The sequence below is a fragment of the Pseudomonas putida genome (assembly GCF_005080685.1).
Lineage (GTDB): Bacteria > Pseudomonadota > Gammaproteobacteria > Pseudomonadales > Pseudomonadaceae > Aquipseudomonas > Aquipseudomonas putida_V.
Genome location: NZ_CP039371.1, coordinates 587,143 through 609,571, shown reverse-complemented (window position 1 = coordinate 609,571; position 22,429 = coordinate 587,143). Strand labels below are relative to the sequence as shown.

At 58.0% G+C, this 22,429-nt stretch carries 33 protein-coding genes; 1 reads left to right on the top strand and 32 read right to left on the bottom strand.

All coding sequences use genetic code 11. From position 1 onward, the window contains the following. Positions 1-68 precede the first annotated feature (68 nt). The gene (uvrA, locus tag E6B08_RS02945; RefSeq protein WP_192938611.1) at positions 69-2,903 is read left to right on the top strand and encodes an excinuclease ABC subunit UvrA; all 2,835 of its coding nucleotides are present in this window, start codon (positions 69-71) and stop codon (positions 2,901-2,903) included. A gap of 71 nt (positions 2,904-2,974) precedes the next feature. Here the strand turns inward: uvrA and bfr are convergent, their stop codons facing one another. The 32 genes from bfr to fusA form a co-directional block, all read right to left on the bottom strand. Further along, positions 2,975-3,439 carry a bacterioferritin gene (gene bfr / locus E6B08_RS02940; protein ID WP_133330047.1) on the bottom strand — a complete coding sequence of 155 codons (465 nt, stop codon included), beginning with the start codon at positions 3,437-3,439 and terminating at the stop codon, positions 2,975-2,977. Positions 3,440-3,601: 162 nt separating this feature from the next. Further along, on the bottom strand, positions 3,602-5,041 hold the full coding sequence (locus tag E6B08_RS02935) for a catalase (protein ID WP_136912675.1): 1,440 nt from the start codon (positions 5,039-5,041) through the stop codon (positions 3,602-3,604). 175 nt (positions 5,042-5,216) lie between these two features. Beyond that, entirely contained in the window at positions 5,217-5,603 is a 387-nt protein-coding gene (rplQ, locus tag E6B08_RS02930; RefSeq protein WP_003255451.1) for a 50S ribosomal protein L17, read from the bottom strand. A gap of 42 nt (positions 5,604-5,645) precedes the next feature. Next, positions 5,646-6,647: a DNA-directed RNA polymerase subunit alpha gene (locus E6B08_RS02925; RefSeq protein WP_003255452.1), complete on the bottom strand. Its 1,002-nt coding sequence runs from the start codon at positions 6,645-6,647 to the stop codon at positions 5,646-5,648. 22 nt (positions 6,648-6,669) lie between these two features. Next, positions 6,670-7,290 (bottom strand): 30S ribosomal protein S4, encoded by a 621-nt coding sequence (gene rpsD / locus E6B08_RS02920; protein ID WP_009681977.1) that lies wholly within the window; start codon positions 7,288-7,290, stop codon positions 6,670-6,672. Between the two features lie 15 nt (positions 7,291-7,305). Beyond that, positions 7,306-7,695: a 30S ribosomal protein S11 gene (gene rpsK, locus E6B08_RS02915; RefSeq protein ID WP_003255454.1), complete on the bottom strand. Its 390-nt coding sequence runs from the start codon at positions 7,693-7,695 to the stop codon at positions 7,306-7,308. Between the two features lie 18 nt (positions 7,696-7,713). Then, a complete protein-coding gene (rpsM, locus tag E6B08_RS02910; protein WP_003255457.1) occupies positions 7,714-8,070 on the bottom strand; it encodes a 30S ribosomal protein S13 in 357 nt (118 codons plus the stop codon). A 131-nt stretch (positions 8,071-8,201) separates the two neighbouring features. Beyond that, complete coding sequence (gene rpmJ, locus E6B08_RS02905) at positions 8,202-8,318, bottom strand: 50S ribosomal protein L36 (protein WP_002555468.1); 117 nt, start codon at positions 8,316-8,318, stop codon at positions 8,202-8,204. 30 nt (positions 8,319-8,348) lie between these two features. Beyond that, positions 8,349-9,680, bottom strand: coding sequence for a preprotein translocase subunit SecY (gene secY / locus E6B08_RS02900; RefSeq protein ID WP_016393394.1), 1,332 nt, complete (start codon positions 9,678-9,680; stop codon positions 8,349-8,351). Beyond that, positions 9,681-10,115, bottom strand: a complete 435-nt coding sequence (gene rplO, locus E6B08_RS02895; RefSeq protein WP_023382625.1) for a 50S ribosomal protein L15 — start codon at positions 10,113-10,115, stop codon at positions 9,681-9,683. It abuts the gene before it with no gap. Positions 10,116-10,118: 3 nt separating this feature from the next. Then, on the bottom strand, positions 10,119-10,295 hold the full coding sequence (rpmD, locus tag E6B08_RS02890; RefSeq protein ID WP_029614570.1) for a 50S ribosomal protein L30: 177 nt from the start codon (positions 10,293-10,295) through the stop codon (positions 10,119-10,121). Positions 10,296-10,297: 2 nt separating this feature from the next. Beyond that, entirely contained in the window at positions 10,298-10,798 is a 501-nt protein-coding gene (gene rpsE, locus E6B08_RS02885; protein ID WP_003255465.1) for a 30S ribosomal protein S5, read from the bottom strand. 3 nt (positions 10,799-10,801) lie between these two features. Next, positions 10,802-11,152 (bottom strand): 50S ribosomal protein L18, encoded by a 351-nt coding sequence (gene rplR / locus E6B08_RS02880; RefSeq protein WP_009397496.1) that lies wholly within the window; start codon positions 11,150-11,152, stop codon positions 10,802-10,804. 10 nt (positions 11,153-11,162) lie between these two features. Further along, positions 11,163-11,696 carry a 50S ribosomal protein L6 gene (gene rplF, locus E6B08_RS02875; protein ID WP_060478898.1) on the bottom strand — a complete coding sequence of 178 codons (534 nt, stop codon included), beginning with the start codon at positions 11,694-11,696 and terminating at the stop codon, positions 11,163-11,165. A 12-nt stretch (positions 11,697-11,708) separates the two neighbouring features. Beyond that, positions 11,709-12,101 (bottom strand): 30S ribosomal protein S8, encoded by a 393-nt coding sequence (gene rpsH / locus E6B08_RS02870; protein WP_019097628.1) that lies wholly within the window; start codon positions 12,099-12,101, stop codon positions 11,709-11,711. Between the two features lie 209 nt (positions 12,102-12,310). After that, positions 12,311-12,616 carry a 30S ribosomal protein S14 gene (gene rpsN / locus E6B08_RS02865; RefSeq protein ID WP_009681970.1) on the bottom strand — a complete coding sequence of 102 codons (306 nt, stop codon included), beginning with the start codon at positions 12,614-12,616 and terminating at the stop codon, positions 12,311-12,313. Positions 12,617-12,629: 13 nt separating this feature from the next. Further along, positions 12,630-13,169, bottom strand: coding sequence for a 50S ribosomal protein L5 (gene rplE, locus E6B08_RS02860; RefSeq protein ID WP_003255474.1), 540 nt, complete (start codon positions 13,167-13,169; stop codon positions 12,630-12,632). A 20-nt stretch (positions 13,170-13,189) separates the two neighbouring features. After that, positions 13,190-13,504 (bottom strand): 50S ribosomal protein L24, encoded by a 315-nt coding sequence (rplX, locus tag E6B08_RS02855; protein WP_003255476.1) that lies wholly within the window; start codon positions 13,502-13,504, stop codon positions 13,190-13,192. A gap of 11 nt (positions 13,505-13,515) precedes the next feature. Beyond that, positions 13,516-13,884, bottom strand: coding sequence for a 50S ribosomal protein L14 (gene rplN, locus E6B08_RS02850; protein ID WP_008089810.1), 369 nt, complete (start codon positions 13,882-13,884; stop codon positions 13,516-13,518). Between the two features lie 23 nt (positions 13,885-13,907). Then, on the bottom strand, positions 13,908-14,174 hold the full coding sequence (gene rpsQ, locus E6B08_RS02845; protein ID WP_008089812.1) for a 30S ribosomal protein S17: 267 nt from the start codon (positions 14,172-14,174) through the stop codon (positions 13,908-13,910). 2 nt (positions 14,175-14,176) lie between these two features. Beyond that, positions 14,177-14,368: a 50S ribosomal protein L29 gene (gene rpmC / locus E6B08_RS02840; RefSeq protein ID WP_002555481.1), complete on the bottom strand. Its 192-nt coding sequence runs from the start codon at positions 14,366-14,368 to the stop codon at positions 14,177-14,179. Then, positions 14,368-14,781 carry a 50S ribosomal protein L16 gene (gene rplP, locus E6B08_RS02835; RefSeq protein ID WP_003255479.1) on the bottom strand — a complete coding sequence of 138 codons (414 nt, stop codon included), beginning with the start codon at positions 14,779-14,781 and terminating at the stop codon, positions 14,368-14,370. Before rplP ends, rpmC begins: the two co-directional genes overlap by 1 nt. Before the next feature lie 12 nt (positions 14,782-14,793). Continuing rightward, a complete protein-coding gene (gene rpsC, locus E6B08_RS02830; RefSeq protein WP_003255481.1) occupies positions 14,794-15,480 on the bottom strand; it encodes a 30S ribosomal protein S3 in 687 nt (228 codons plus the stop codon). A gap of 13 nt (positions 15,481-15,493) precedes the next feature. Next, positions 15,494-15,826: a 50S ribosomal protein L22 gene (rplV, locus tag E6B08_RS02825; RefSeq protein ID WP_003103908.1), complete on the bottom strand. Its 333-nt coding sequence runs from the start codon at positions 15,824-15,826 to the stop codon at positions 15,494-15,496. A gap of 11 nt (positions 15,827-15,837) precedes the next feature. Continuing rightward, a complete protein-coding gene (rpsS, locus tag E6B08_RS02820) occupies positions 15,838-16,113 on the bottom strand; it encodes a 30S ribosomal protein S19 (RefSeq protein WP_003255482.1) in 276 nt (91 codons plus the stop codon). Between the two features lie 16 nt (positions 16,114-16,129). Beyond that, the gene (gene rplB / locus E6B08_RS02815; protein ID WP_003255483.1) at positions 16,130-16,954 is read right to left on the bottom strand and encodes a 50S ribosomal protein L2; all 825 of its coding nucleotides are present in this window, start codon (positions 16,952-16,954) and stop codon (positions 16,130-16,132) included. 14 nt (positions 16,955-16,968) lie between these two features. Beyond that, positions 16,969-17,268 carry a 50S ribosomal protein L23 gene (gene rplW, locus E6B08_RS02810; protein WP_003255484.1) on the bottom strand — a complete coding sequence of 100 codons (300 nt, stop codon included), beginning with the start codon at positions 17,266-17,268 and terminating at the stop codon, positions 16,969-16,971. Next, positions 17,265-17,867 carry a 50S ribosomal protein L4 gene (gene rplD / locus E6B08_RS02805; protein ID WP_003255485.1) on the bottom strand — a complete coding sequence of 201 codons (603 nt, stop codon included), beginning with the start codon at positions 17,865-17,867 and terminating at the stop codon, positions 17,265-17,267. The genes rplW and rplD overlap by 4 nt, the downstream gene beginning before the upstream one ends. Before the next feature lie 12 nt (positions 17,868-17,879). Further along, complete coding sequence (gene rplC, locus E6B08_RS02800; protein WP_028633080.1) at positions 17,880-18,515, bottom strand: 50S ribosomal protein L3; 636 nt, start codon at positions 18,513-18,515, stop codon at positions 17,880-17,882. Positions 18,516-18,595: 80 nt separating this feature from the next. Next, positions 18,596-18,907 carry a 30S ribosomal protein S10 gene (rpsJ, locus tag E6B08_RS02795; RefSeq protein ID WP_003186070.1) on the bottom strand — a complete coding sequence of 104 codons (312 nt, stop codon included), beginning with the start codon at positions 18,905-18,907 and terminating at the stop codon, positions 18,596-18,598. 141 nt (positions 18,908-19,048) lie between these two features. Next, positions 19,049-20,242 carry an elongation factor Tu gene (gene tuf, locus E6B08_RS02790; protein ID WP_054881963.1) on the bottom strand — a complete coding sequence of 398 codons (1,194 nt, stop codon included), beginning with the start codon at positions 20,240-20,242 and terminating at the stop codon, positions 19,049-19,051. A gap of 27 nt (positions 20,243-20,269) precedes the next feature. Continuing rightward, on the bottom strand, positions 20,270-22,417 hold the full coding sequence (fusA, locus tag E6B08_RS02785; protein ID WP_136912674.1) for an elongation factor G: 2,148 nt from the start codon (positions 22,415-22,417) through the stop codon (positions 20,270-20,272). Between the last annotated feature and the right edge of the window lie 12 nt (positions 22,418-22,429).

Here is a 22,429-nt window from a genome sequence, read left to right as displayed (position 1 = left end):
CGACGCTTTGCCGCGTGCTGGCAGTGCGCCGTATACTTCCTTGTTTATGCCCGCCAAGCGAGGCCGCAGTGGACAAGATCCTGATTCGTGGGGCACGGACCCACAACCTGAAGAACATCGACCTGACCCTGCCGCGCGACAAACTGATCGTGATTACCGGCTTGTCCGGGTCGGGCAAGTCGTCCCTGGCGTTCGACACGCTCTACGCCGAAGGCCAGCGCCGCTACGTCGAATCGCTGTCGGCCTATGCCCGGCAGTTCCTGTCGATGATGGAAAAGCCCGACGTCGACACCATCGAAGGCCTGTCACCGGCCATTTCCATCGAACAGAAATCGACATCGCACAACCCACGTTCGACCGTGGGCACCATCACCGAAATCTACGACTACCTGCGCCTGCTGTATGCCCGCGTGGGTACGCCGCGTTGCCCTGATCACGACATCCCGCTGGAGGCGCAGACCATCAGCCAGATGGTTGACCTGGTGCTCGAGCGCCCGGAGGGCACCAAGCTCATGCTCCTGGCCCCGGTCATCCGCGAGCGCAAGGGCGAGCACCTGGCGGTGTTCGACGAGTTGCGCGCGCAAGGCTTCGTGCGCGCGCGGGTCAACGGCAAGCTGTACGAACTCGACGAACTGCCCAAGCTCGACAAGCAGAAGAAGCACAGCATCGATGTCGTGGTGGACCGCTTCAAGGCCCGCGCCGACCTGCAGCAGCGCCTCGCCGAATCGTTCGAGACTGCGCTGAAACTCGCTGACGGCATCGCCCTGGTGGCGCCGATGGACGATGAGCAAGGCGAGGAGATGATCTTCTCCGCGCGCTTCGCCTGCCCGGTGTGCGGCCATGCGATCAGCGAGCTGGAACCCAAGCTGTTTTCCTTCAACAACCCGGCGGGTGCCTGCCCGACCTGCGATGGCCTGGGGGTTAAGCAGTTCTTCGACACCAAGCGCCTGGTCAACGCCGAGCTGACCCTGGCCGAAGGCGCCATCCGCGGCTGGGACCGGCGCAACGTGTATTACTTCCAGATGCTCGGTTCGCTGGCCGCGCATTATGGCTTCAGCCTCGAAGCGCCGTTTGGCGAGCTGTCGGCCGAGCACCAGAAGGTGATCCTGCAGGGCAGCGGCAAGCAGAGTGTCGACTTCAAGTACCTCAACGACCGAGGCGACATCGTCAAGCGCTCGCACCCATTCGAGGGCATCGTGCCCAACCTCGAGCGCCGCTACCGCGAGACCGAATCGGCCACCGTACGGGAGGAACTGGCCAAGTTCCTCGGCACCCAGCCGTGCCCGGATTGCCGCGGGACTCGCCTGCGCCGCGAGGCGCGTCACGTCTGGGTTGGCGAAAAGACCCTGCCGGCCGTGACCAACCTGCCGATCGGCGACGCCAGCCAGTACTTCGCCGCCCTGACCTTGACCGGCCGCCGCGGCGAGATCGCGGCGAAGATCCTCAAGGAGATCTGTGAGCGCCTGCAGTTCCTGGTCAACGTCGGCCTCGACTACCTGACCCTGGACCGCAGCGCCGAGACGCTGTCCGGTGGCGAGGCGCAGCGGATCCGCTTGGCCAGCCAGATCGGTGCCGGTCTGGTCGGCGTGATGTACATCCTCGATGAACCGTCCATCGGTCTTCATCAACGCGATAACGATCGCCTGCTGGCCACCCTCAACCACCTGCGCGACCTGGGTAACACGGTGATCGTGGTGGAACACGACGAGGACGCCATCCGCCTTGCCGACTACGTCGTCGATATCGGCCCGGGGGCCGGCGTGCACGGTGGCCAGATCGTCGCCGAGGGCACGCCCCAGGAAGTCATGGACCACCCCGACTCGCTAACCGGCAAGTACCTGTCCGGGCGCAAGAAGATCGTCGTCCCGGCCAAGCGCACCCCGCGCAACAAAAAGCTGCAACTCAAGCTCAAGGGCGCCCGCGGCAACAACCTGCAGAACGTCGACCTGGAGATCCCGATCGGCCTGCTGACGTGCGTGACGGGCGTGTCCGGCTCGGGTAAGTCGACGTTGATCAACAACACCCTGTTCCCCCTGGCAGCCACCGCCCTCAACGGTGCCAGCAGCCTGGAGGCCGCGCCGCACAGCAGCATGGACGGCCTGCAGCACCTGGACAAGGTGGTCGACATCGACCAGAGCCCGATTGGCCGTACGCCGCGCTCAAACCCCGCGACCTACACCGGCATCTTCACACCGATCCGCGAGCTGTTCTCTGGTGTGCCGGAGTCCCGTTCACGCGGGTACGGGCCAGGGCGTTTCTCGTTCAACGTCAAGGGTGGGCGCTGCGAGGCGTGCCAGGGCGACGGCCTGATCAAGGTGGAAATGCACTTCCTGCCGGACATCTACGTGCCTTGCGATGTGTGCAAGAGCAAGCGATACAACCGCGAGACCCTGGAGATCAAGTACAAGGGCAAGAACATCCACGAGGTCCTGGAAATGACCATCGAGGATGCCCGCGAATTCTTCGACGCCGTGCCGGCCCTGGCGCGCAAGCTGCAGACCCTGATGGACGTCGGCCTGTCCTACATCAAGCTGGGGCAGTCGGCGACCACGCTTTCGGGCGGCGAGGCGCAGCGGGTCAAACTGTCGCGCGAGCTGTCCAAGCGCGATACCGGCAAGACCTTGTACATCCTCGACGAGCCAACCACCGGCCTGCACTTCGCCGATATCCAACAGTTGCTGGATGTGCTGCACCGCCTGCGTGACCACGGCAATACCGTGGTGGTGATCGAGCACAACCTGGACGTGATCAAGACCGCCGACTGGCTGGTGGACTTGGGGCCTGAAGGCGGCTCCAAGGGCGGGCAGATCATTGCCTCGGGGACTCCGGAAGAACTGAGCAAGATGAAGCAGTCTTACACCGGGCACTACCTGAAACCCCTGCTGGAGCGTGACCGGGCCTGACCGTTCTCGCCGCCATGAAAAAAGCCCCTGGCACCATCGGTACCAGGGGCTTTTTTCATGCTGTGGATAACTTACATCTGCGATTGCAGGTAGTTTTCCAGGCCAATGGCCTTGATCAGCCCCTGCTGCTTCTCAAGCCAATAGGTGTGATCTTCTTCGGTATCGGCCAGTTGCGCGCGCAGGATGTCACGGCTGACGTAGTCCTTGTGCAGCTCGCACAGCTCGATGCCCTTGCACAGGGCGCCGCGCACCTTGTACTCGAGCTTGAGGTCGGCCTCGATCATTTCCGGGACGGTGGTGCCCACTTCCAGATCGTCGGCGCGCATGTCCGGGGTGCCTTCGAGCATGAGGATACGGCGCATCAGGGCATCGGCGTGCTGCGTCTCTTCTTCCATCTCGTGGTTGATACGTTCGTAGAGCTTGGTCAGGCCCCAGTCTTCGTACATACGCGAGTGAATGAAGTACTGGTCGCGTGCGGCCAGTTCGCCCTTCAGCAACGTGACGAGGTAGTTGATTACGTCCGGGTGGCCTTGCATCGCCCTGTTTCTCCATGTGAAAACGCCAATGAGCATAGTGTGAACCAGCTTTTGTTCGCGGTCACTGAAAAACGCGCAATTAGAAGCAAAAAATCGGTTAAACAGTAGTGATATTCATTGAAAAACCGCCCAAATGAGGGCGGTTCTTCTTATCACTTCGACTTAGGCGAGATTCACGCCCAAGGCCTTGGCGATCCCCTCTCCATAAGCCGGGTCGGCCTTGAAGAAGTACTGCAACTGGCGTTGGACCACATCCTCGCTGACGCCTGCCATGGTGCCGGCGATATTGTTGATCAGCAGCGCTTTCTGCTCATCGCTCATCAAACGGAACAGCGCCCCGGCGTGGCTGTAGTAATCGGTATCCTCGCGGTGATCGTGACGATCCGCCGCACCGTTCAAGGCCAGTGCCGGCTCGGCGTGGCGTGGCGACTGCTTCGGCGCATCGACGTAGCTGTTGGGCTCGTAGTTCGGCGCACTGCCGTAGCTGCCCGTCGCCATCGAGCCATCACGCTGGTAGCTGTTGACCAGGCAACGCGGCGCGTTCACCGGCAGTTGCTGGTGATTGGTGCCGACCCGGTAGCGGTGGGCATCGGCGTAGGCGAACACGCGGCCTTGGAGCATGCGGTCCGGCGACAGACCGACACCTGGGACCATGTTGCTCGGGCCAAATGCCGCCTGCTCGACCTCCGCGAAGTAGTTCAGCGGGTTGCGGTTGAGCTCCAGTACACCTACCTCGATCAGCGGGTAGTCCTTCTGCGACCAGGTCTTGGTCACATCGAACGGGTTCTCGGCGCGATTGGCCGCCTCGGCTTCGCTCATGACTTGAATGCATACGGTCCAGCGGGGGAAGTCACCGCGCTCGATGGCCGAGAACAGGTCGCGCTGGGCGTAGTCCGGGTCGGTGCCGGCCAGGCGTGCAGCCTCAGCCGGAGCCAGATTCTTGATGCCCTGCTGGGTCTTGAAGTGCCACTTCACCCAGGTGCGCTCACCTTGCGCGTTGATCAGGCTGTAGGTGTGGCTGCCGAAGCCGTGCATGTGACGATAGCCATCCGGGATGCCGCGGTCGGAGAAGAGGATGGTGACCTGGTGCAGCGCCTCGGGCGAGTGCGACCAGAAATCCCACATCATCTGGGCATTTTTCAGGTTGGTCTGCGGATGACGCTTCTGGGTGTGAATGAAGTCTGGGAACTTCAGCGGGTCGCGGATGAAGAACACGGGGGTGTTGTTACCGACGATGTCCCAGTTGCCTTCCTCGGTGTAGAACTTCACCGCGAAGCCGCGCGGGTCGCGCTCGGTATCGGCAGAGCCACGCTCGCCGCCAACGGTGGAAAAGCGCAGGAAGGTTTCGGTCTGCTTGCCAACCTGGTCGAACAACTTGGCACTGGTGTAGCTGGTGATGTCGCGGGTGACGGTGAACGTACCGTAGGCACCCGAGCCCTTGGCGTGTACACGGCGCTCAGGGATGTTCTCACGGTTGAAGTGGGCGAGCTTCTCGATCAGATGGAAGTCATCGAGCAACAGCGGGCCTCGGGGGCCGGCAGATCGGGAATTCTGGTTGTCAGCTACGGGTGCACCGCTGGCGGTGGTGAGAATCTTGCTCATGGGCTCTCCTTATCGGTCTCGAACGCCGGCTAATCGGCTTGGCTTGAAAGGAGTATCGACGAGCGGACGATCTAGAACAAATTCATTACCTGACTTGCATCAATAGAAATTAACAATGCATCTAAAAACAAAAAACCGGGCGCTAGGCCCGGTTCTTTGTAGCAGACAGAACGTCTTACTCGGCAGCTTCTACAGCACCGCCGACCGGACGATCAACCAGCTCGACGTACGCCATAGGCGCGTTGTCGCCAGCGCGGAAACCGCACTTCAGGATGCGCAGGTAGCCGCCCTGACGGGTGGCGTAACGCTTGCCCAGGTCGTTGAACAGCTTGCCTACGGCGGACTTCGAACGGGTACGATCGAAGGCCAGGCGGCGGTTCGCAACGCTGTCTTCCTTGGCCAGGGTGATCAGCGGCTCGGCAACGCGGCGCAGTTCCTTGGCTTTCGGCAGGGTGGTTTTGATCAGCTCGTGCTCGATCAGCGACACTGCCATGTTCTGGAACATAGCCTTGCGGTGAGAGCTGGTACGGCTCAGGTGACGTCCACTTTTACGATGACGCATGATTCATTCCTTACCAAACACTACGTTCGGTGATTACGACGATCAGGCGGTCGCCTTGTCGTCTTTCTTAAGACTTGCAGGCGGCCAGTTGTCGAGGCGCATGCCGAGAGACAGACCACGCGAGGCCAGTACGTCCTTGATTTCAGTCAGGGACTTCTTGCCCAGGTTAGGAGTCTTCAACAGCTCTACTTCGGTACGCTGAATCAGGTCGCCGATGTAGTAGATGTTCTCCGCCTTGAGGCAGTTGGCCGAACGTACAGTCAGTTCCAGGTCGTCAACCGGGCGCAGCAGGATCGGATCGATCTCGTCTTCCTGCTCGACTACGACAGGCTCGCTGTCACCTTTGAGGTCGACGAACGCGGCCAGCTGCTGTTGCAGGATGGTCGCAGCGCGGCGGATAGCCTCTTCAGGATCCAGGGTGCCGTTGGTTTCCAGATCAATGACCAGCTTGTCCAGGTTGGTACGCTGCTCAACACGGGCGTTCTCGACCACATAGGCGATACGACGCACCGGGCTGAACGAAGCGTCCAGCTGAAGACGGCCAATGCTACGGCTTTCATCTTCGTCGGTCTGACGGGAGTCGGCCGGCTCGTAACCGCGACCACGAGCTACGGTGAGCTTCATGTTCAGGGCGCCGTTGGACGCCAGGTTCGCGATTACGTGATCGGGGTTGACGATCTCGACATCGTGATCCAGCTGAATATCGGCAGCGGTAACCACCCCCGAACCCTTTTTCGACAAGGTCAGCGTAACTTCGTCACGACCGTGCAGTTTGATAGCCAGGCCTTTCAGGTTCAACAGGATTTCAATGACGTCTTCCTGAACACCTTCGATCGCGGAGTACTCATGGAGTACGCCATCGATCTCGGCCTCGACTACTGCACAGCCAGGCATGGAGGACAACAGGATGCGGCGCAGCGCGTTGCCCAGGGTATGGCCGAAACCACGCTCGAGAGGCTCGAGCGTGATCTTGGCGCGGGTCGGACTGACTACCTGCACATCAATGTGGCGGGGAGTCAGGAACTCATTTACCGAAATCTGCATGGATGCACCTATTTTCTAGCCCTTACTTGGAGTAGAGCTCGACAATCAGGTTCTCGTTGATGTCGGCGGACAGGTCGCTGCGAGCAGGAACGTTCTTGAAAACGCCCGACTTTTTAGCAGCATCCACGTCAACCCACTCAACGCGGCCACGCTGGGCGCAGAGTTCAAGGGCTTGAACAATGCGCAGCTGGCTCAGCGACTTCTCGCGAACCGCGACCACGTCACCCGGACGAACTTGGTAGGATGGAATGTTTACAGTCTTACCGTTGACGCTGATCGCTTTGTGCGAAACCAGCTGACGCGACTCGGAACGAGTCGAGCCGAAGCCCATACGGTAAACGACGTTATCCAGACGGCACTCGAGCAGTTGCAGCAGGTTTTCACCAGTTGCGCCTTTTTTCGAGGCTGCAGCTTGGTAGTAACCGCGGAACTGACGCTCCAGAACACCGTAGATACGACGGACTTTTTGTTTCTCGCGCAGCTGGGTACCGTAGTCGGACTGACGGCCACGGCGCTGGCCGTGGATACCTGGGGCTGCTTCGATGTTGCACTTCGATTCCAGAGCGCGAACGCCGCTCTTCAGGAACAGGTCGGTGCCTTCACGACGAGACAGTTTGCATTTTGGACCAATGTAACGTGCCATTCTTCTGTCTCCTGATTACACGCGACGCTTCTTCGGCGGACGGCACCCGTTGTGCGGGATTGGCGTCACGTCGGTGATGCTGGCGATCTTGTAGCCGCAGCTGTTCAATGCACGAACGGCGGACTCACGACCTGGACCTGGACCCTTGACGTTTACGTCGAGGTTTTTCAGGCCGTATTCCAGCGCAGCTTGACCAGCACGCTCAGCAGCGATCTGAGCTGCGAACGGGGTGGATTTGCGCGAACCACGGAAACCCGAACCACCGGAGGTCGCCCAGGACAAAGCATTGCCCTGACGGTCGGTGATGGTCACGATGGTGTTGTTGAAAGACGCATGGATGTGGGCGATGCCATCAACCACTGTCTTTTTGACTTTCTTACGAGGACGAGCAGCAGGTTTTGCCATGTCTATATTCCTGGGCGATTACTTGCGGATCGGCTTACGCGGGCCCTTACGGGTGCGTGCGTTGGTCTTGGTGCGCTGACCGCGAACCGGCAGACCTTTACGATGACGCAGGCCGCGGTAGCAACCCAGGTCCATCAAGCGCTTGATCTTCATGTTGATGTCACGACGCAGGTCACCTTCGGTGGTGAACTTCGCGACTTCGCCACGCAGGGTTTCGATTTGCTCGTCGCTCAGATCCTTGATCTTTGCGGCTGGGTTGACACCAGCGTCTGCACAAATCTTCTGTGCAGTTGTGCGACCGACACCATAGATGTAGGTCAGCGAGATAACAGTATGCTTGTTATCTGGAATGTTGACGCCTGCAATACGGGCCATTCAGTGGGACTCCAATTGACAGCTACCTACGCCCCGGAAGCCAAGAAATAGGGCGCGAGATAATATCGCTGTAGAAACGATTAATCAACCCAGCAGCACACTAGCTGCTGGGTTTGAAGCGCAGATCACACTCAGCCTTGGCGCTGCTTGTGACGCGGTTCCGCGCTGCAGATCACGCGCACGACGCCTTCGCGACGGATGATCTTGCAGTTACGGCACAGCTTTTTCACCGATGCACGAACTTTCATTACCGACTCCTCGAACCTTAAGGGGCTAAATCAGCGCAGCAGACCGCTGCCGCCGTAGCCTTTCAGGTTGGCTTTCTTCATCAGGGATTCGTACTGGTGCGAAACGAGGTGCGATTGTACTTGGGACATGAAGTCCATCACAACCACTACCACAATCAGCAACGAGGTCCCGCCAAGGTAGAACGGCACATTTGCAGCCACCACCAGGAACTGGGGCAGAAGGCAGACGGCCATCATGTAAAGAGCACCGAACATGGTCAAACGGGTCAGAACGCCATCAATGTAGCGTGCCGACTGCTCACCAGGACGGATACCCGGAATAAAGGCACCGGACTTCTTCAGGTTTTCCGCTACGTCTTTCGGATTGAACATCAACGCTGTGTAGAAGAAGCAGAAGAAAATGATCCCTGCACTAAACAGCAGAATGTTCAACGGCTGACCAGGAGCGATCGACTGCGAGATGTCCTGCAGCCAGCCCATACCTTCGGACTGACCGAACCAGGCACCCAGCGAAGCCGGGAACAGCAGAATGCTGCTCGCGAAAATGGCCGGGATAACCCCCGCCATGTTCACCTTCAACGGCAAGTGGCTGGTCTGCGCAGCGAAGACCTTGCGGCCCTGCTGACGCTTGGCGTAGTGAACGGCGATACGACGCTGACCACGCTCAATGAACACCACGAAACCGATAATCGCTACTGCCAGCAAACCGATAGCGACCAGGGCGAAAATGTTGATATCGCCTGTGCGTGCAGACTCGAAAGACTGCCCGATTGCTCTCGGAAGACCGGCAACGATACCCGCGAAGATCAACATCGAGATACCGTTGCCCACACCGCGCTCGGTGATCTGCTCGCCCAGCCACATCATGAACATCGCGCCTGCCACGAACGTGGAGACGGCGACGACATAGAAGCCCAGACCAACAGAAAACGCCACGCCCTGGTTGGCCAGGCCAATGGACATGCCAATGGCTTGGACCAGCGCCAGGATAACGGTGCCGTAGCGGGTGTACTGGCTGATCTTGCGACGGCCAGCTTCACCTTCCTTCTTCAACTGCTCCAGTTGCGGGCTGACCGCAGTCATCAACTGCATGATGATCGATGCCGAGATGTACGGCATGATCCCCAATGCAAAGATGCTCATGCGTTCCAGCGCGCCACCGGAGAACATGTTGAACAAGCTAAGAATGGTCCCCTCATTCTGCCGAAACAGATCCGCCAGACGGTCCGGATTGATGCCTGGAACCGGGATGTGCGCACCTATCCGATAGACGATGATCGCCATGAACAGAAAGCGCAGACGAGCCCAGAGTTCCGACATCCCGCCCTTACCGAGCGAAGAGAGAGCACCTTGCTTAGCCATTTATTCCTCGAACTTGCCGCCAGCTGCTTCGATAGCCGCACGCGCACCCTTGGTGGCTGCGATACCCTTGATGGTGACTGCGCGAGTGACTTCGCCAGACAGCATGATTTTCACACGCTGTACGTTCTGGCCGATCACGTTGGCATCCTTCAGGGATTGCACGGAAACCACGTCGCCTTCCACTTTAGCCAGCTCGGACAGACGCACTTCGGCGCGGTCCATGGCTTTCAGGGAAACGAAGCCGAACTTCGGCAGGCGACGGTGCAGCGGCTGTTGACCGCCTTCGAAGCCCGGAGCGATCGAACCACCGGAACGGGAGGTCTGACCTTTGTGGCCGCGGCCACCGGTCTTGCCCAAACCGCTACCGATACCACGACCCGGACGATGCTTCTCGCGACGGGAACCCGGCGCTGGACTCAGATCATTGAGTTTCATCGATTAACCCTCGACGCGCAGCATGTAGTAAGCCTTGTTGATCATCCCGCGATTCTCGGGAGTATCCTGGACTTCTACAGTGTGACCGATGCGACGCAGACCCAGGCCTTTAACGCACAGAATGTGGTTAGGCAGACGGCCGGCGGTGCTCTTGATCAGCGTTACTTTTACAGTTGCCATGATCAGAAGATCTCCTCAACGCTCTTGCCGCGCTTGGCAGCAATGGACTCAGGAGATTGCATGGCTTTCAGACCCTTGAAGGTGGCGTAGACCACGTTCACTGGGTTGGTCGAACCGTAGCACTTGGCCAGGACGTTCTGAACACCAGCAACTTCCAGGACAGCACGCATGGCGCCGCCGGCGATGATACCGGTACCTTCCGAGGCAGGCTGCATGTAAACCTTCGAGGCGCCGTGGGCAGCCTTGGTGGCGTACTGCAGGGTGGTGCCCTTCAGGTCAACCTGGATCATGTTGCGACGAGCAGCTTCCATAGCCTTCTGGATCGCGGCAGGTACTTCGCGCGATTTGCCACGGCCGAAACCAACACGGCCCTTGCCATCACCTACCACGGTCAGCGCGGTGAAGGTGAAGATACGGCCGCCTTTTACGGTTTTAGCTACGCGGTTAACTTGAACCAGCTTCTCGATGTAGCCTTCGTCGCGCTTTTGATCGTTATTTGCCATAACTTAGAACTCCAGCCCGCCTTCACGAGCAGCATCAGCCAGCGCTTTGACGCGGCCGTGGTACTTGAAGCCGGAACGGTCAAAGGCAACTTGAGATACACCGGCGGCTTTCGCACGCTCAGCTACCAGCTTGCCAACCTTAGTGGCCGCGTCGATGTTGCCAGTGGCGCCATCACGCAGTTCTTTGTCCAAGGTCGAGGCGCTTGCCAAAACCTTGCTGCCGTCGGCCGAAATGACCTGGGCGTAGATGTGCTGCGAGGAGCGGAACACGCACAGGCGCACGACTTCGAGTTCGTGCATCTTGAGGCGTGCTTTGCGAGCGCGACGCAGTCGAGTAACTTTTTTGTCGGTCATTTGCTAGGCCCTACTTCTTCTTGGCTTCTTTACGACGGACTACTTCGTCCGCGTAACGCACACCCTTGCCTTTGTAAGGCTCCGGCGGACGGAACCCGCGGATTTCAGCGGCCACCTGACCTACCAGCTGCTTGTCGATACCCTTGATCAGGATGTCGGTCTGGCTAGGAGTTTCAGCGGTGATGCCGGCTGGCAGTTCGTAGTCCACTGGGTGCGAGAAGCCCAGAGCCAGGTTCAGGACGGTGCCCTTGGCCTGTGCCTTGTAACCAACACCGACCAGCTGGAGCTTGCGCTCGAAGCCTTGGCTTACGCCCTGGACCATGTTGTTGACCAGAGCACGGGTGGTACCGGCCATGGCGCGAGCTTGCTGATCACCGTTGCGAGCGACGAAACGCAGCTCGCCAGACTCTTCGGTAACTTCAACAGACGAGTGAACGTTCAGTTCGAGAGTGCCTTTGGCACCCTTCACCGAAAGCTGCTGGCCGGCGAATTTGACTTCGACACCAGATGGCAGCTTAACGGGGTTCTTAGCGACGCGAGACATGCCTATCTCCCCTTAGAACACTGTGCACAGAACTTCGCCGCCGACACCGGCAGCGCGCGCAGCGCGATCAGTCATCACACCTTTGTTGGTGGAGACGATAGACACGCCCAGGCCGCCACGTACTTTCGGCAGCTCTGTGACGGACTTGTACTGGCGCAGGCCTGGACGGCTGGAGCGCTTCAGTTCCTCGATGACCGGACGGCCTTCGAAGTACTTCAGTTCGATCGACAGGGATGGCTTGGCCTCACCAGTAACCTGGTAGCCAGCGATGTAACCTTCGTCTTTCAGAACTTTGGCAACCGCGACCTTCAGGGTGGAGGAAGGCATGCTTACGACGGACTTTTCAGCCATCTGGGCATTACGGATGCGAGTTAGCATGTCCGCTAACGGGTCCTGCATACTCATGGGCTAGATGCTCCTGATACAAGAATTATTAGCCTTGCGGCTATCACAACCACCCGAGCGGACAGGGCAAAAAACCCAGGCTCAGGTGAGCCGGTCATTCTAGACACAAGGCAGAAACGAAACAAGCCCCATGAAGGGGCTTGTTCGATGGCGAGGTCACCGGCGGTCGGAAGATTGCTCCCCTCCCGCCGGGATCACACCTGCAGCACTTACCAGGAGGCTTTGACCAGACCTGGTACGTCACCGCGCATTGCAGCTTGACGCAGCATGTTACGGCCCAGGCCGAACTTACGGTATACACCGTGAGGACGACCGGTCAGGCGGCAACGGTTGCGCAGGCGCGAAGCGCTGGCGTCACGTGGTTGCTTCTGCAGCGCGACTACGGCAGCGAAACGCTCTTCTGGAGAGGCGTTGACGTTGACGATGGTCGCTTTCAGCTCAGCACGCTTCTTAGCGAACTTGGCTACCGTGAGCTGACGCTTCAGCTCGCGGTTTTTCATGCTCTTCTTGGCCATTTTCCTACTCCAATCAGTTGCGGAACGGGAACTTGAATGCACGCAGCAGAGCGCGGCCTTCGTCGTCCGAACGAGCAGTGGTGGTCAGGGTGATGTCCAAACCGCGCAGAGCATCGATCTTGTCGTAATCGATTTCCGGGAAGATGATCTGCTCTTTCACGCCCATGCTGTAGTTGCCACGACCGTCGAAGGACTTGGCATTCAGGCCGCGGAAGTCGCGAACCCGAGGCAGGGAGATCGCCAGCAGGCGGTCCAGGAATTCGTACATCTTGTCGCTACGCAGGGTCACCTTGACGCCGATCGGCCAGCCCTCACGGACTTTGAAGCCCGCGATGGATTTACGAGCGAAGGTCACGACCGGCTTTTGACCGGTGATCTTTTCCAGATCGGCTACAGCGTGCTCGATGACTTTCTTGTCACCGATCGCTTCGCCCAGACCCATGTTCAGGGTGATTTTGGTAACGCGCGGAACTTCCATCACGTTCGACAGCTTAAGTTCTTCCTTAAGCTTGGGAGCGATTTCGTTCCGGTAAATCTCTTTCAGTCGTGCCATGGTCTTCTACCTAGCAGTGTTCAAGCATCAACCGCTTTTTGGGTCGACTTGAAGACACGAATTTTCTTACCGTCTTCGACTTTGAAACCAACGCGGTCAGCCTTGTTGGTTTCGCCGTTGAAGATGGCAACGTTGGAAGCGTGCAGAGGCGCTTCTTTCTCGACGATACCGCCCTGAACGCCCGCCATCGGGTTAGGCTTGGTATGACGCTTGACCAGGTTCACGCCACCGATGACCAGACGGTCATCAGCCAGAACCTTCAGCACCTTACCGCGCTTACCTTTGTCTTTGCCGGCGATCACGATGATCTCGTCGTCACGACGAATCTTTTGCATGTCGGATCTCCTTACAGCACTTCAGGGGCGAGCGAGACGATCTTCATGAACTTCTCAGTACGAAGTTCACGGGTCACTGGCCCGAAGATGCGAGTGCCGATCGGCTCTTGCTTGGTGTTCAGCAGAACAGCAGCGTTGCCGTCGAAACGAATGATGGAACCGTCAGCGCGACGTACACCGTGACGGGTACGGACGACAACAGCGGTCATCACCTGGCCTTTTTTGACCTTACCGCGCGGAATTGCTTCCTTGACGGTTACTTTGATGATGTCACCGATGCCGGCGTAACGGCGGTGCGAACCGCCGAGAACCTTGATGCACATGACGCGACGAGCGCCGCTGTTATCGGCCACATCGAGCATGGATTGAGTCTGAATCATAAAATTTCTCCGACCCCTAGCCCTTAGACTTCAACAGCGCGTTCGAGGACTTCAACCAGTGCCCAGGACTTGGTCTTGGCCAGCGGACGGGTTTCACGGATGGAAACCTTGTCGCCGATCTTGCACTGGTTGGATTCGTCGTGCGCGTGCAGCTTAGTCGAACGCTTAACGTATTTACCGTAGATCGGGTGCTTTACGCGACGCTCGATCAGAACGGTGATGGTCTTGTCCATTTTGTCGCTGACGACACGGCCAGTCAGCGTACGGACGGTTTTTTCAGCTTCAGCCATGATCACTTACCTGCCTGCTGGTTGAGCACAGTTTTCACGCGAGCGATGTCACGCTTAACTTGCGAGAGCAGGTGCGACTGCCCCAACTGGCCAGTTGCTTTCTGCATGCGCAGATTGAACTGGTCGCGCAGCAAGCCGAGCAGTTGCTCGTTCAGTTGCTGTGCCGATTTTTCACGAAGTTCATTCGCTTTCATCACATCACCGTCCGCTTAACAAAGGAGGTGGCGAGAGGCAGCTTTGCAGCAGCCAGGGCGAAAGCTTCGCGCGCCAGCTCTTCAGAAACACCCTCGATCTCGTACAGGACTTTGCCTGGCTGGATCTGGGCAACCCAGTATTCCACGGAACCCTTACCTTTACCCATACGAACCTCGAGAGGTTTCTTGGAGATCGGCTTGTCCGGGAACACACGGATCCAGATCTTACCGCCACGTTTTACGTGACGGGTCAGGGCACGACGTGCCGACTCGATCTGGCGAGCGGTGAGGCGACCGCGAGCAACAGCCTTCAGGGCGAATTCGCCGAAGCTGACTTTGCTACCGCGCAGTGCCAGACCACGGTTGTGGCCGGTCATCTGCTTGCGGAATTTTGTACGCTTTGGTTGCAACATTTGGCGTACCCCTTACTTAGCAGCTTTTTTACGAGGCGCTGGTGCTTGTGGTTTCAGTTCTTCTTGGCGACCACCAATAACTTCGCCTTTGAAGATCCAAACCTTCACACCGATCACACCGTAGGTGGTGTGAGCTTCGTAGGTGTTGTAGTCGATATCGGCACGCAGGGTGTGCAGAGGCACACGACCTTCGCGATACCACTCGGTACGAGCAATCTCAGCACCGCCGAGACGACCGCTCACCTGGATCTTGATGCCCTTGGCACCAATACGCATGGCGTTCTGTACGGCGCGCTTCATGGCGCGACGGAACATTACGCGGCGTTCCAGCTGCTGAGCTACGCTCTGCGCAACCAGCATTGCGTCGAGTTCCGGCTTGCGGATCTCTTCGATGTTGATGTGCACAGGCACACCCATCTGCTTGGTCAGGTCCTGACGCAGCTTCTCGACATCTTCACCTTTCTTACCGATAACGATACCGGGACGAGCGGTGTGGATGGTGATGCGTGCAGTTTGAGCCGGACGATGAATATCGATACGGCTTACGGACGCGCTTTTTAGTTTGTCTTGGAGGTACTCACGCGTTTTCAGATCCTTCAACAGGTAATCTGCGTAAGTAGCACCGTCTGCGTACCAGACGGAGGTGTGCTCCTTGACGATTCCCAGGCGAATGCCAGTGGGATGTACTTTCTGACCCATCTGATCGACTCCGTTACTTGTCCGCAACCTTGACAGTGATATGGCAAGACCGCTTGACGATGCGATCAGCACGGCCCTTGGCACGTGGCATGATGCGCTTCAGCGAACGCCCTTCGTTGACGAAGACGGTGGAGACCTTCAGGTCATCAACGTCTGCGCCTTCGTTGTGTTCGGCGTTGGCTACGGCCGACTCGAGGACTTTCTTCATGATTTCAGCGGCTTTTTTGCTGCTGAAGGCCAACAGGTTGAGCGCTTCGCCCACCTTCTTCCCGCGGATCTGGTCGGCGACCAAGCGGGCTTTCTGGGCGGAGATTCGAGCGCCCGACAACTTAGCGGCTACTTCCATTTCCTTACCCCTTAACGCTTGGCTTTCTTGTCAGCCACGTGCCCGCGATAGGTGCGGGTACCGGCGAACTCGCCCAGTTTGTGGCCGACCATGTCTTCGTTCACGAGAACTGGGACATGCTGGCGACCGTTATGAACCGCGATGGTCAGACCGACCATTTGTGGCAGGATCATCGAACGACGCGACCAGGTTTTAACTGGCTTGCGATCGTTCTTCTCCACCGCCACTTCGACCTTCTTCAGCAGGTGAAGATCGATAAAAGGACCTTTTTTCAGAGAACGTGGCACTGTCGTATCCCTCTAGTTACTTGCGACGACGGACGATCATGTTGTCGGTACGCTTATTACCACGGGTTTTCGCACCCTTGGTTGGGAAGCCCCATGGCGATACCGGATGACGACCACCGGAGGTACGACCTTCACCACCACCATGCGGGTGGTCAACCGGGTTCATGGCAACACCACGAACGGTTGGGCGAACGCCGCGCCAGCGTTTGGCACCAGCTTTACCCAGCGAACGCAGGCTGTGCTCGGAGTTCGAGACTTCGCCCAGGGTCGCACGGCACTCAGCCAGGACTTTACGCATTTCACCAGAGCGCAGACGCAGGGTCACGTAGACACCTTCGCGAGCGATCAGCTGAGCCGAAGCACCAGCGGAACGAGCGATCTGAGCACCTTTACCCGGCTTCAGTTCGATGCCGTGAATGGTGCTACCTACTGGAATGTTGCGCAGCTGCAGGGAGTTACCGGCCTTGATTGGGGCCAGTGCACCTGCGATCAGCTGATCGCCAGCGCTCACGCCTTTAGGGGCGATGATGTAGCGACGCTCACCGTCTGCGTAGCACAGCAGGGCGATGTGAGCAGTACGGTTTGGATCGTATTCGATACGCTCGACAGTGGCTGGAATGCCATCTTTGTCGTTGCGACGGAAGTCGACCAGACGGTAATGCTGCTTGTGACCACCACCAACGTGACGAGTGGTAATGCGGCCATTGTTGTTACGACCACCAGACTTCGATTTTTTCTCGATCAGCGGTGCGTGAGGAGCGCCTTTGTGCAGCTCCTTGTTGACCACCTTGACCACGAAACGGCGGCCAGGGGAAGTCGGTTTGCATTTAACGATTGCCATGATGCACCCCTTCCTTACTCAGCACTGCTGCTGAAATCGAGATCTTGGCCTGGCTGAAGGGAGACGATCGCCTTCTTCCAGTCATTACGCTTGCCCAGACCACGTGCGGTACGCTTGGTTTTACCCAGAACGTTAACAGTCGACACGTTTTCAACTTTTACGTTGAACAGGCCTTCGACAGCTTTCTTGATTTCCAGCTTGGTTGCATCGGTAGCAACCTTGAATACGAACTGGCCTTTTTTCTCAGCCAGAACGGTAGCCTTCTCGGAAACGTGCGGGCCAAGGAGGACTTTAAATACGCGTTCCTGGTTCATCCCAGCAGCTCCTCGAATTTCTTCACGGCCGAGACAGTGATCAACACTTTCTCGTATGCGATCAGACTGACCGGGTCGGAACCTTGAACGTCACGTACGTCGACGTGCGGCAGGTTGCGAGCAGCCAGGTACAGGTTCTGATCAACAGCGTCCGAAACGATCAGTACGTCGCTCAGACCCATGCCGTTCAGCTTGTTCAGCAGATCTTTGGTTTTCGGGGCTTCGACAGCGAAGTCCTGAACCACGACCAGACGGTCGCTACGCACCAGCTCAGCGAGGATGGAGCGCAGGGCAGCGCGGTACATCTTCTTGTTGAGCTTCTGCGAGTGATCTTGAGGACGGGCTGCGAAGGTAACACCACCGCCACGCCAGATCGGACCACGAGTGGTACCAGCACGAGCACGGCCAGTACCCTTCTGACGCCATGGGCGCTTACCGCCACCAGCCACGTCGGAACGGGTCTTCTGCTGCTTGGTGCCCTGACGGCCGCCGGCCATGTAGGCCACGACTGCTTGGTGTACCAGCGTCTCGTTGAATTCGCCACCGAAAGTCAGTTCGGAAACTTCGATCGCCTGAGCGTCATTTACATTAAGTTGCATGTCAGTTTCCCCTTAACCGCGAGCCTTGACAGCTGGACGTACAACCACGTCGCCGCCAGTAGCGCCAGGAACGGCACCCTTGACCAGCAGCAGGTTGCGCTCAGCGTCTACGCGTACTACTTCCAGGGACTGAACAGTCACGCGCTCGGCGCCCATGTGACCGGACATTTTCTTGCCCTTGAACACACGACCAGGAGTCTGGCACTGGCCGATGGAACCTGGGACACGGTGCGACACGGAGTTACCGTGCGTGTTGTCCTGGCCACGGAAGTTCCAGCGCTTGATGGTACCGGCGAAGCCTTTACCTTTGGACTGACCGGTTACGTCTACCAGCTGGCCTGCAGCGAAGAGTTCAGCTTTGATCAGATCGCCAGCCTGGAAATCGCCTTCTTCAAGACGGAACTCCCAAACACCGCGACCAGCGGCAACGTTAGCCTTGGCGAAGTGGCCTGCCTGAGCGGCAGTCACACGCGAAGCACGACGCTCGCCGACAGTGACTTGCACTGCACGGTAGCCATCGGTTTCTTCAGTTTTGAACTGGGTGACGCGATTCGGCTCGATCTCGATGACCGTGACCGGAATGGAGACACCTTCTTCGGTGAAAATGCGGGTCATACCGCACTTGCGACCGATTACACCAATAGTCATGTTGTAAACCTCATGAGTGTACGGGGCTTTCACCCGCTATGGCCGCCCATTTCAGAGCGTTACACGACCAGACCGAAGTCTTAGCCGAGGCTGATCTGTACTTCCACACCTGCCGCCAGATCGAGCTTCATCAGCGCGTCAACGGTTTTATCCGTTGGCTGGACGATGTCCAGAACACGCTTATGAGTGCGAATCTCGTACTGGTCACGCGCGTCTTTGTTGACGTGCGGGGAAACCAGAACGGTGAAACGCTCTTTGCGGGTAGGCAGTGGAATTGGACCACGCACTTGTGCACCAGTACGTTTCGCGGTTTCCACGATTTCCTGGGTGGATTGGTCGATCAGGCGATGGTCGAAAGCCTTCAACCTGATACGGATTTGCTGATTTTGCATTGGATTTCAGACTCCAGGCTGTTCCCAACGGACGCACTACGCCCGCTAAAAGGAGGCGTGATTCTATAGACGCCCCCATTTAGTGTCAACCCAATAAAAAAAACCCCCGCTGAGCGGGGGTTTTTTCAATCGGTCGAGTGATTACTCGATGATTTTTGCTACGACGCCGGCGCCGACGGTACGACCGCCTTCACGGATAGCGAAGCGCAGACCGTCTTCCATTGCGATGGTCTTGATCAGGGTGACAGTCATCTGAATGTTGTCACCTGGCATTACCATTTCAACGCCTTCCGGCAGTTCGCAGTTACCGGTCACGTCAGTGGTACGGAAGTAGAACTGAGGACGGTAGCCTTTGAAGAACGGAGTGTGACGACCGCCTTCTTCCTTCGACAGGACGTAGACTTCTGCGGTGAACTTGGTGTGCGGCTTGACCGAACCTGGCTTGACCAGAACCTGGCCACGCTCAACGTCGTCACGCTTGGTACCACGCAGCAGAACGCCGCAGTTCTCGCCAGCACGACCTTCGTCCAGCAGCTTGCGGAACATCTCAACACCGGTGCAGGTGGTGGTGGAGGTGTCACGCAGACCAACGATTTCCAGCGGATCCTGAACGCGGACGATACCACGCTCGATACGACCGGTAACAACGGTACCACGACCCGAGATCGAGAATACGTCTTCGATCGGCATCAGGAATGGCTGGTCGATGGCACGAACTGGCTCAGGGATGTAGGCATCCAGAGTTTCTACCAGCTTCTTGACAGCGGTAGTGCCCATTTCGTTGTCGTCTTTGCCTTCCAGCGCCATACGAGCCGAACCGATGATGATCGGGGTGTCGTCGCCTGGGAAGTCGTAGGTGGACAGCAGGTCGCGAACTTCCATCTCGACCAGTTCCAGCAGCTCAGCGTCGTCTACCAGGTCAGCCTTGTTCAGGAAGACCACGATGTACGGAACGCCAACCTGACGGGACAGCAGGATGTGCTCACGGGTTTGTGGCATCGGACCATCGGCGGCCGAGCAAACCAGGATCGCGCCGTCCATCTGGGCAGCACCGGTGATCATGTTCTTCACGTAGTCAGCGTGACCCGGGCAGTCAACGTGAGCATAGTGACGAATGTTCGAGTTGTACTCGACGTGAGCGGTGTTGATGGTGATACCGCGCGCTTTTTCTTCCGGAGCCGAGTCGATCTTGTCGAACTCAACGACTGCCGAACCGAAAACTTCGGAGCAGACGCGAGTCAGAGCTGCGGTCAGAGTGGTCTTACCGTGGTCAACGTGGCCGATAGTGCCGACGTTAACGTGGGGAAGGGAACGATCAAATTTTTCTTTAGCCACGACAGTGAACCTCTTGCCTAAAGGGGATTAGCCTTGTTTTTTTACGAGTGCTTCGACGATGTTCGACGGAGCTTCGGCGTATTTGGAGAATTCCATGGAGTAGCTTGCGCGACCCTGAGACATGGAACGAACGTCGGTTGCGTAACCGAACATCTCTCCGAGCGGTACCTCAGCAGTGATTACCTTGCCGGACACCGAGTCTTCATTACCCTGGATCATCCCGCGACGACGGCTCAGGTCACCCATCACGTCACCCAGGTAGTCTTCCGGGGTTACAACTTCGACCTTCATGATCGGCTCAAGCACCACGCCACCGCCCTTCTGGGCCAGTTGCTTGGTCGCCATCGAAGCGGCGATCTTGAACGCCATTTCGTTGGAGTCGACGTCGTGGTACGAACCGTCGAATACCGTAGCCTTCAGGCCGAGCAGCGGATAGCCGGCAACAACGCCGTTTTTCATCTGCTCTTCGATACCCTTCTGGATCGGGGCGATGAATTCCTTAGGAATCACACCACCAACGACTTCGTTGGTGAAGACCAGACCTTCGGTGATATTGCCCTTCTCGTCGACGTCCGGCTCCGAGAAACGGATCCAGCAGTGACCGAACTGACCACGACCACCCGACTGACGAACGAACTTACCTTCGATCTCGACGTTGGATTTGGTGATCTTCTCGCGGTACGAAACCTGCGGCTTGCCGACGTTGCACTCGACGTTGAACTCGCGCTTCATGCGGTCAACGAGGATGTCCAGGTGCAGCTCACCCATACCGGAGATGATGGTCTGGCCGGTTTCTTCGTCGGTCTTGACGCGGAACGACGGGTCTTCCTGGGCCAGCTTGCCCAGTGCGATACCCATCTTCTCCTGGTCAGCCTTGGTCTTCGGCTCTACGGAGAGCGAAATCACCGGCTCAGGGAAGTCCATACGCTCGAGGATGATCGGCTTGTCGGCGTTGCACAGGGTGTCACCGGTGGTGACGTCCTTCATGCCGATCAGAGCAGCGATGTCGCCTGCACGTACTTCCTTGATCTCTTCACGCTGGTTGGCGTGCATCTGCACCATACGACCAACGCGCTCTTTCTTGCCCTTGACCGAGTTGATGACGGAGTCACCGGAGGTCAGGAAGCCCGAATAAACGCGGACGAAGGTCAGAGTACCAACGAACGGGTCGGTGGCAATCTTGAACGCCAAGGCCGAGAACGGCTCGTCGTCGTCAGCAGGACGCTCGTCGTACTGCTCTGGCTTGACTTCATCCTTCGGCACGTCGATCAGATCAGGGTGGATACCCTTGATCGCAGGGATCTCGGTTGGCGCAGGCAGGTAATCAATGACGGCGTCGAGAACCAGGGGAACACCCTTGTTCTTGAACGAGGAACCGCAGACAGCAGGAACGATCTCGCTCGCCAGGGTACGAATGCGCAGACCAGCCTTGATCTCTTCGACGGACAGGTCACCTTCTTCAAGGTACTTGTTCATCAGTTCTTCGTTGGCCTCGGCAGCAGCCTCGACCATGTTGTTGCGCCATTCGTTGGCCAGGTCTACCAGCTCGGCAGGAATCTCTTCCTCGCGATAGGAAGTACCTTTGTCGTCATCGTTCCAGTAGATGGCCTTCATCTTGATCAGGTCAACCTGACCCTGGAAGTCATCTTCAGCGCCGATAGCCAGCTGGACCGGAACCGGGGTGTGACCCAGGCGGTTCTTGATCTGGCCGATAACGCGCAGGAAGTTGGCACCAGCACGGTCCATCTTGTTCACGTAGACAACACGTGGAACGCCGTACTTGTTGGCCTGACGCCATACGGTTTCGGACTGCGGCTCAACGCCGGAGGTACCGCAGAACACAACGACCGCGCCGTCGAGTACACGCAGCGAACGCTCTACTTCAATGGTGAAGTCAACGTGGCCGGGGGTATCGATGACGTTTACGCGGTAGTTGTCATACTGACCACGGGAACCTTTCCAGAAGGTGGTAACGGCAGCGGAGGTAATGGTGATACCGCGCTCCTGCTCCTGCACCATCCAGTCGGTGGTCGCGGCGCCGTCATGCACCTCGCCCATCTTGTGGCTCAGACCTGTGTAGAACAGGATCCGCTCGGTAGTGGTAGTCTTGCCCGCGTCAACGTGAGCACAGATACCGATGTTACGGTAGCGGTTAATTGCTGTAGTACGAGCCATAAAGCCCTCGCA